Origin of the sequence: Stenotrophomonas sp. MYb238 (assembly GCF_009496535.1) — a bacterium.
Taxonomy (GTDB): domain Bacteria; phylum Pseudomonadota; class Gammaproteobacteria; order Xanthomonadales; family Xanthomonadaceae; genus Stenotrophomonas.
The window spans coordinates 281,115-289,480 of sequence record NZ_WIDL01000001.1 but is presented as its reverse complement, the minus strand read 5'-3'; the positions used below and the strand labels follow the sequence as shown (position 1 = coordinate 289,480).

At 68.7% G+C, this 8,366-nt stretch carries 6 protein-coding genes; 5 read left to right on the top strand and 1 reads right to left on the bottom strand.

Translation table 11 applies throughout. From position 1 onward, the window contains the following. The 4 genes from aceB to CQ393_RS01355 all read left to right on the top strand — a co-directional run. Positions 1-1,523 (top strand): malate synthase A (aceB, locus tag CQ393_RS01370; protein WP_153189814.1); only part of this gene is annotated, 1,523 nt, incomplete at its 5' end. Positions 1,524-1,662: 139 nt separating this feature from the next. Next, a complete protein-coding gene (aceA, locus tag CQ393_RS01365; RefSeq protein ID WP_153189813.1) occupies positions 1,663-2,994 on the top strand; it encodes an isocitrate lyase in 1,332 nt (443 codons plus the stop codon). A gap of 183 nt (positions 2,995-3,177) precedes the next feature. Next, a complete protein-coding gene (locus tag CQ393_RS01360) occupies positions 3,178-4,224 on the top strand; it encodes a GGDEF domain-containing protein (protein WP_153189812.1) in 1,047 nt (348 codons plus the stop codon). Position 4,225: 1 nt separating this feature from the next. Continuing rightward, positions 4,226-6,802 carry a putative peptide modification system cyclase gene (locus tag CQ393_RS01355; protein ID WP_153189811.1) on the top strand — a complete coding sequence of 859 codons (2,577 nt, stop codon included), beginning with the start codon at positions 4,226-4,228 and terminating at the stop codon, positions 6,800-6,802. On the opposite strand, the gene CQ393_RS01350 is transcribed toward CQ393_RS01355, so the two are convergent. Further along, positions 6,743-7,045, bottom strand: a complete 303-nt coding sequence (locus tag CQ393_RS01350; protein WP_228114210.1) for an NHLP-related RiPP peptide — start codon at positions 7,043-7,045, stop codon at positions 6,743-6,745. The genes CQ393_RS01355 and CQ393_RS01350 overlap by 60 nt on opposite strands. A gap of 95 nt (positions 7,046-7,140) precedes the next feature. Here CQ393_RS01350 and CQ393_RS01345 point away from each other — a divergent pair, with 95 nt between their 5' ends. Next, positions 7,141-8,349: a putative peptide maturation dehydrogenase gene (locus CQ393_RS01345; protein ID WP_153189810.1), complete on the top strand. Its 1,209-nt coding sequence runs from the start codon at positions 7,141-7,143 to the stop codon at positions 8,347-8,349. The last annotated feature ends 17 nt before the right edge of the window (positions 8,350-8,366 follow it).

The window sequence follows — 8,366 nt, the reverse complement described above, 5'->3', positions numbered from 1 at the left end:
TGCTGGTGTCGCTGCACCGGGCGGTGGAGCCCGGGCGGCAGGCGCGGCTGGCGGCGCGCCGCCAGCGCCAGGCCTGCTTCGACCAGGGCGGCCTGCCGGACTTCCGCGCCGATACCGCGCACATCCGTGAAGGCGAATGGACGGTCGCGCCGACCCCGGCGGCCCTGCAGGACCGCCGCGTCGAGATCACCGGCCCGACCGACGCGAAGATGGTCATCAACGCGCTGAACTCCGGCGCCCGGGTGTTCATGGCCGACTTCGAGGATTCGACCTCGCCGACCTGGCGCAACCTGCTGGCCGGCCAGCAGGCGCTGGCCGGCGCGGTGCGTGGCGATCTCGAGTACACGGCGCCGGCGGCGGGCGGCAAGCCCGGCAGGCACTACACGCTGCGCCCGTTCGAGGAACAGGCGGTGCTGATCGTGCGGCCGCGCGGCTGGCACCTGGACGAGAAACACGTGCTGGTCGACGGCCAGCCGATCGCCGGCGGCCTGTTCGACGCGGCCGTGTTCGCCTTCCACAACGCCCGCGCGCTGATGCGCCGGGATCGCGGCCCGTACTTCTACCTGCCCAAGCTGCAGTCGATGGAGGAGGCGGCGCTGTGGGAAACCGCGCTGTCGCACATCGAAGGCATGCTCGGCCTGCCGCACGGGCAGATCAAGGTCACGGTGCTGATCGAGACCTTGCCGGCGGTGTTCGAGATGGACGAGATCCTGCACGCGCTGAAGGACCGCATCGTCGGCCTGAACTGCGGGCGCTGGGACTACATCTTTTCCTACCTGAAGACCTTCCGCCGCCACCCCGGCAAGGTGCTGCCCGAGCGCGGCCAGGTGACGATGACCCAGCCGTTCCTGAAGGCGTATTCGGAACTGCTGATCCGGACCTGCCACCGCCGCGGCGCGCATGCGATGGGCGGCATGGCCGCGCAGATCCCGATCAACCACGACGCGGCCGCCAACGAGCAGGCGCTGGCGCGGGTGCGCGCGGACAAGCTGCGCGAAGTCAGCGCCGGGCACGACGGCACCTGGGTGGCGCACCCGGCGCTGATCCCGGTGGCGCGCGCGATCTTCGACGAGCACATGCCCGGGCCGAACCAGCACCACGTGCTGCGCCGCGACGTGCAGGTCACGCGCGAGGACCTGGTCGCCCCGTGCGCCGGCACCATCACCCGCGCCGGCTTCGAGAACAGCGTGGAAGTGTGCGTGCGCTACATGGCCGCGTGGCTGGACGGCAACGGCTGCGTGCCCATCCACAACCTGATGGAGGACGCGGCCACCGCCGAGATCAGCCGCAGCCAGATCTGGCAGTGGCTGCATGCCGGCAACCAGCACCTGGACGACGGCACCGCCGTCGACCGCGCACTGCTGGAAAGTACGCTGCGCGCCCTGCCGGCGCGGCTCGGCGACACCGCCGCGCTGCCAGGCGGCGGCCGCATCACCCAGGCCATCGGCCTGCTCGACGAACTCAGCCGCGCCGACGAACTGGCCGAGTTCCTGACCCTGCCGGCGTACCGGCAGATCGACTGACGGCTTCCTTCTTTCCCGTCCTTCCCCGTACCCGTCCTCCCTCGTAGGAGCGGCTTCAGCCGCGAAGAAGCTTTCCCGGCAAAGCCCGATCGCGACTGAAGTCGCTCCTGCAGGTCATGCGCCCCCCCAAGGAGTTCCCATGAGCACCCATCAGCAACAGATCGACGCCCTGCAGCACGACTGGGACAGCAATCCGCGCTGGACCGGCGTCAGCCGCCCCTACAGCGCCGCCGACGTGGTGCGCCTGCGCGGCAGCGTGCAGCCCGAATACACGCTGGCCCGGCGCGGCGCCGAACGCCTGTGGCAGCTGGTCAACGGCGAGGCGAAGAAGGGCTACGTCAACGCCTTCGGCGCGATCAGCGCCGGCCAGGCGATGCAGCAGGCCAAGGCCGGGCTGGAAGCGGTGTACCTGTCCGGCTGGCAGGTGGCCGCCGACGGCAACACCTCCGAGACCATGTACCCGGACCAGTCGCTGTACGCCTACGACTCGGTGCCGACCATGGTCCGCCGCATCAACAACACCTTCCAGCGCGCCGACGAGATCCAGTGGAAGAACATCATCGACGGCAAGCTCAAGGCCGAGGACGCCATCGATTTCTTCCTGCCGATCGTGGCCGACGGCGAGGCCGGCTTCGGCGGCGTGCTCAACGCCTACGAACTGATGAAGAACATGATCGTCGCCGGCGCCGCCGCGGTGCATTTCGAGGACCAGCTGGCCGCGGTGAAGAAGTGCGGCCACATGGGCGGCAAGGTGCTGGTGCCGACCCAGGAGGCGATCCAGAAGCTGTCGGCCGCGCGCCTGGCGGCCGACGTGCTGGGCGTGCCGACGATTGTCCTGGCCCGCACCGACGCCGAGGCGGCCAACCTGCTGACCAGCGACTTCGACCCGAACGACGCGCCGTTCGTCACCGGCGAGCGCACCGCCGAAGGCTTCTACCGCGTGAAGAACGGCCTGGAGCAGGCGATCAGCCGCGGCGTGGCCTACGCCCCGCACGCCGACCTGGTGTGGTGCGAGACCGGTACCCCGGACCTGGGCTTCGCCCGCGAGTTCGCCCAGGCCGTGCACGCCGCCAGCCCCGGCAAGCTGCTGGCCTACAACTGCTCGCCCTCGTTCAACTGGAAGAAGAACCTGGACGACAGGACCATCGCCCGCTTCCAGGACGAACTGGCCGCGCTGGGCTACAGGTACCAGTTCATCACCCTGGCCGGCATCCACATCAACTGGTTCAACACCTTCAGGTTCGCCCGCGACTACGCCCGCGGCGAGGGCATGCGCCACTACGTGGAGCAGGTGCAGGAGCCGGAGTTCGCCGCGCGCGGGCAGGGCTATACCTTCGTCTCGCACCAGCAGGAGGTGGGCGCCGGCTACTTCGACGACGTGACCACGGTGATCCAGGGCGGCGCCTCCAGCGTCACCGCCCTGACCGGCTCCACCGAGGAGGCGCAGTTCCAGCCCGGCCGGGCGGCCTGACGGCGCCATATCGATACGTTTTCCGTTGCACGGGTATGGTGCGGGGGCGGCCACGATGGCCGCCCTTTCCCGGGATGCGGCTGAATGGGGCGGATGCCGGATTGCGACATCCCGCACGCTTTGCGCCGGTGCTATCCTTCCGCGCTGGCCCCAGGGGACGACGGGGCGGTGGGGCTGAGGGAAATGACCAGCGACAGTGCTGCAATCATGGCCGAAGAGCGCGAACTGGGCGTCGCCCGCATGGCGATGGCCGAAATCGTGCATCCCGTCCTGTCGCCCGACGAGTTCGCGCTGTTCTCGCGCTTCGGGCGGCAGCGCCAGGTCGCCGCCGGGGAGATGCTGTTCCGCCGCGGCGATTCCGGCGACGGCATGTTCGTCATCGTCAGCGGCATCGTCGATCTCGATTTCGGCGAGGACCTGGTGGTCAAGTACCTGGGTCCGGGCGAGTTCTTCGGCGAACTGGGCCTGCTGATCGGCGACCACCGGCGCGGCGCCGATGCCCGCGCCTCGACGGAACTGACCCTGCTCGAACTGGCCCACCCCGATTTCCAGAAGCTCGTCGATCACGACCCGGGCCGGGTCGCCTACTTCCTGCGCCGCACGATCATGCGCGTGGTGTCCAACGAGCAGATGCTGATCCGGCAGCTGCGCCGCCGCAACCACGACCTGGAAGCGGCGCTGGACAACCTCTATACCACCACGCACCAGCTCAGCCATACCGAGGAGCTGGTGCGGACGGACGAACTGACCGGCCTGCACAACCGCCGCGGCCTGACCCTCTACCTGCAGGAATGCCGGCAGCCCTCGCGCAACCCGCCGCAGGGCCTGCTGCTGATCGACTGCGACCGTTTCAAGAGCATCAACGACGAGCATGGCCACCTGATCGGCGACCGCGTGCTGCAGGCGGTGGCCAACATCCTGCGCTCGGTGGTGCAGCCCGGCGGGCTCGCCTGCCGCCTGGGCGGCGACGAGTTCTGCCTGCTGGTGCAGGACGCCGATGCCGAAGTGCTGGAGCATGTGGCCGGCTTCGTCCTGCATGCGGTGCAGGGCCTGCTGGAGCGCTCGCAGCCGGTGCCGCGCGTCTGCCCGGTGAGCATCGGCGCCTGCCTGCTCGATCCGGCGCGCGACTGGAACGACTGGTACGCCCACGCCGACAGCGCCCTGTACGAGGCCAAGCGGCGCGGCGGCAACCGGCTGCAGTGGCCGGTGGACTGGCTGGGTGCGGGCTGACATGCAGCAGGCGTCCGCCGCGCACGACAGCGATGGGATGGCGGGCGCTCCGGCCCCCCGCGTACACACGCTGCTGCTGACCGACCTGTGCGATTCGGTCGCCCTGGTGGAACGGCTGGGCGACACTGCGGCCGCGGAACTGTTCCAGGAACACGACCGGCTGGTGCTGCGCCTGCAGCAGCACTGGAAGGGACGGATGATCGACCGCTCCGACGGCCTGCTGCTGCTGTTCGAGCGCCCGGTCGGCGGGCTCGGGTTCGCGCTGGACTACAGGCATGGGCTGGAGGAACTGGGGCGCTCGCGCGGGATCGATCTGCAGGCGCGGACCGGCATGCACGTCGGCGAGGTGCTGACCTGGCACAACAGCGCCGAAGCGGTGCAGGCCGGCGCCAAGCCGCTGGAGGTCGAGGGCCTGGCCAAGCCGCTGGCCGCGCGGCTGATGGCGCTGGCGCGGCCGGGGCAGATCCTGCTGTCGGCCGTGGCCGAATCGCTGGCGCGCCGCTCGGCCCGCGAACTGGGCGGACGCAGCGAGCACCTGCTGTGGAAGTCGCACGGTCGCTGGCACTTCAAGGGCGTGCCGACCACGCAGGAGGTCTTCGAGGTCGGCGAGCCCGGCTTCGCCCCGCTGCGCATGCCGCGCAGCACGCCCAAGGCCTGGCGCGACCTGCCACTGTGGCGGCGCCCGGTGGCGCTGGTGGCGGAATTGGCGCTGCTGGTGGCGCTGGGTATCGGAACCTGGATCGTCCTGCGCCCGGAACCGGCCATCGCCTTCGCCGAGCGCGACTGGGTGGTGATGGGCGACCTGCGCAACCTGACCGGCAATGCCGTGCTGGACGATTCGATGGCGCAGGCATTCCGCATCAGCCTCGAGCAGTCGCGCTACATCAATGTGCTCAGCGACATGACCGTCAGCGACACGCTGGCGCGGATGAGGAAGGAGCGGGGCACGCGCATAGACCGGACCATCGGCAGCGAGATCGCGATCCGCGACGGCGCCCGCGCCGTCGTCCTGCCGACCCTGGCCGAGGTCGGCGGGCGGTTGCGGGTGACGGTGGAGGTCATCGATCCGCAGACCCAGGCCACCGTCTATGTGCTGAGCCGGGATGTCAGACAGATCGACGGGCTGTTGGCGACGATCGACGGCGTCGCCCAGGCTGTGCGCGACCGGCTTGGTGAATCGTCGGAAGCGATCCAGCAGATGTCGCAACCGCTGCCCGAGGTAACCACCGGCAGCCTGGATGCGTTGAAGATGTACGCCTTGGGCGTGAAGACCTACAACGACCGCCGCATGGACGATGCGCGTGCGTTGTTCCAGAAGGCGGTGGATATCGATCCGGAGTTCGCACTGGCGCTCGTCGGCGTCATGCGTACCTACATGTCACAGGGAGAAGCCGAAAAAGCGGGGGCACCTCTGCGCCAAGCCGCCGCATTGCGCGACCACCTGTCCGTGCGCGACCGCCTGTACGTGGAGGCCTGGGAAGCGGAGTTCGAACCCCAGCCGTCGCGGAACGCCCCGGCGAAATGGCGTCTGTTGGCCGAGGTGTATCCGGACATCGCAGCCGCGCAGCAGAATTACGCCTGGGCCGAGTTCGTGAAGGGAAATCTGGACGAGGCACAGGCTGCGGCTGGCGTCGCCGCGACTTCGAAGGAACCCTTGCGATACGTCTCCAGGGAACTGATCGGCCGCATCCAGCTGGTGAAAGGGGAATACGACGCTGCGATCCGCAGCTTCGTAGAGTCCGAAAGGATCTCCGGGGCGCCACCCAACCGTCGCCATGCTTCGGCCCTGGCCGCCCTTGGCAACGTGCAGGACGCCTTGCGCATGCTGGAGGCCTGCGCGGAACGCGAGCCATCCGATGCGCTTGTCCATGTGGAGTGGACGGCGGCATTGCTTGCTGCCGGACGGACCGGGGAAGCATTGCGGGTCGCGGACGAGGGCGTCGCCAAGGCGGCCACCAGCAATGATGTCCTGCGCGTGCCCCTGCATCTGGGGGCGTTGGTCGCCCGTTATCGGGCCGGCGAGCAACCTCCCCCGTCCGAACTGGCGGGGTTGATCGACCATGTCATCCAGGCGGCCGATGTCGCCGGCGCAGGCGAAATGGATGATCTGGTTGCCATTGCGCTCGCGGGCGCGCGCCTGAAACAGCGGTTCGAAGGGACGCCGTTGGGCGTGGCCGAGGAGCGTCGTCTGGCGGGGTTGGTGGAGCGTTCAGGCCATCCGCGGAACGAGGCGTTGCTCGCGATCATAGCCGCCGATCAGTGGCGGTTGCGGGGCGATCCCGGGCGATCGGTGGAGCAGCTGCGTGCGGCCGGCAAGGGCAGCGGCTTCATCCAGTGGCATGTGGCGATGCGGGATGCGCTGCTGGCCGCTGGGGACCGGGAAGGGAGCCGGCAGGAACAACGCTGGCTTTCCAGCCATCAGGGCATGGCATACGGCGACCCGCTCGGTGCGCAGGCGTTCGTGGTGATGAACGTAGCGGACACGATCGCGGCGGATGCCGCGATCGCAGGTGTCGCCTCAGTCGTTGAGGCAGAAGACGATGGTATGCGCCGCCTCGGAGGTCATGCTCTGCAATAGCTGCTCGCGTGCGGCCTGGATGGCCTCCTTGCTGGCCAGCGTGCTGACACGCATGCAGCTGTTGCCACACAGGGCCTGTGCGGCTTCTGAAGGCGACAGGCCTGCCTGGATCAGGGCCTGTTCCGGGTCGAGAACGAACAACTCGCGGAAGGCGTCGTCTTCCGACAACAGGTCAAGCAGGTGCGCGGCCATTTCCTGGCTCAGCGGTGGGTGTGCGGCATTGCCGTCGTGATTGGTGCTCATGGGTCCCCTGTGGTGTTTGTCCCCCCGTTTGATCCCGGGGTCGTTGCTGAGCATACAGTCGAAACATGTCCGTTTGATCAAATGCCCGTCGGCTGATGGCCGCGGGTCGGGGAGAAAAGGTGAGAGTACGTCGATGCCGTGCCATGGTCATGGAGCCGAGCGAAGTTTCGTCTCTGGATGTTGGAGATCTGCTGGCAGGAGGCGACGGGCTGCGCACCCGCGTCGAGATCCGGGTATGGGCCGCCCACCTGGATGAGCACAGGCTTGTAAGCCCCGAGCAGGCACGGTGGCTGCTCCAATGCAGCGCCCAACGCTGGCAGACGTTGCCCGAGGACCCCGATTCGCAGGCGTTGGTGCTCTCGTTGCTCGAACTGGAATTGCTGGTGGCCGAAGAGACGTCGCCCATCACGCCGGAGAACGGGCCTGCCCACCAGGCCGGCCCGTCCGATGGCCACTGGTGGCCGCTGGCGGCGATCCATCACCGTCATTCGCGCTGGCAGGGCGTGGACAGCGTGACGGACATGGAGAGGAACCAACTTGTCACGGCGCAAGACCTCCGCCGGCAGCTCGGGTCGCCGCCGCCAGCGGTAGTGGATCATCCGCCGGCGGCAGGGCAGGTCGACCTTCCGGACGTTCCCGCCAGTGCGCTGGAATCGCTGGGGCGGATGCGTGTGACCTGCCGCAACTTCGATTCCGGTCGCGCCCTGTCCCTCGGGCAGCTTTCGGCCGTCCTGCAACAGACGTTCCGCGCGCATGCGCAGCTCGAACCCGCGCCCGGCCTGGTGTTCCTGAAGAAGAACGTGCCCTCCGCCGGCGGCCTGCATCCATTGGAAGCGTGCCTGCTGGTACAGCGCGTGGAAGGCGTGGCCCCGGGCCTCTATCGCTATCACCCGCTCCGGCATGCGCTGACGCCGGTGGTCCCGGAGCAGGAGTTCGACGCGGAAATGGCGGGGCGCTTCCTGGCGGGCCAGCACTGGTTCGCGGACGCGGCGGTGCTGGCGATCCTGGTCTGCCGCTTCGAGCGCAGCCTCTGGAAGTACCGCAACCACCGCAAGGTCTATCGCGCGATGATGCTCGATGCCGGCCACATGTCGCAGGCGCTGTACATGGCCGCGACCGAATGCGGGCTGGGCGCCTTCGTGACCTCGGCGATCAACGAGATCGACATCGAGAAGGTGCTTGCGCTCGATCCCCTGAAGGAAGGCCCGCTGGCCATCTGCGGCATGGGCTGGCGCGCGCAGGAAAGAACGACGGCCGAACTGGACCCGCTGGAAAGCGTCTGGCGCGCGCCGGCCGGCACCTGAGATCCGTCCGCGGGCGG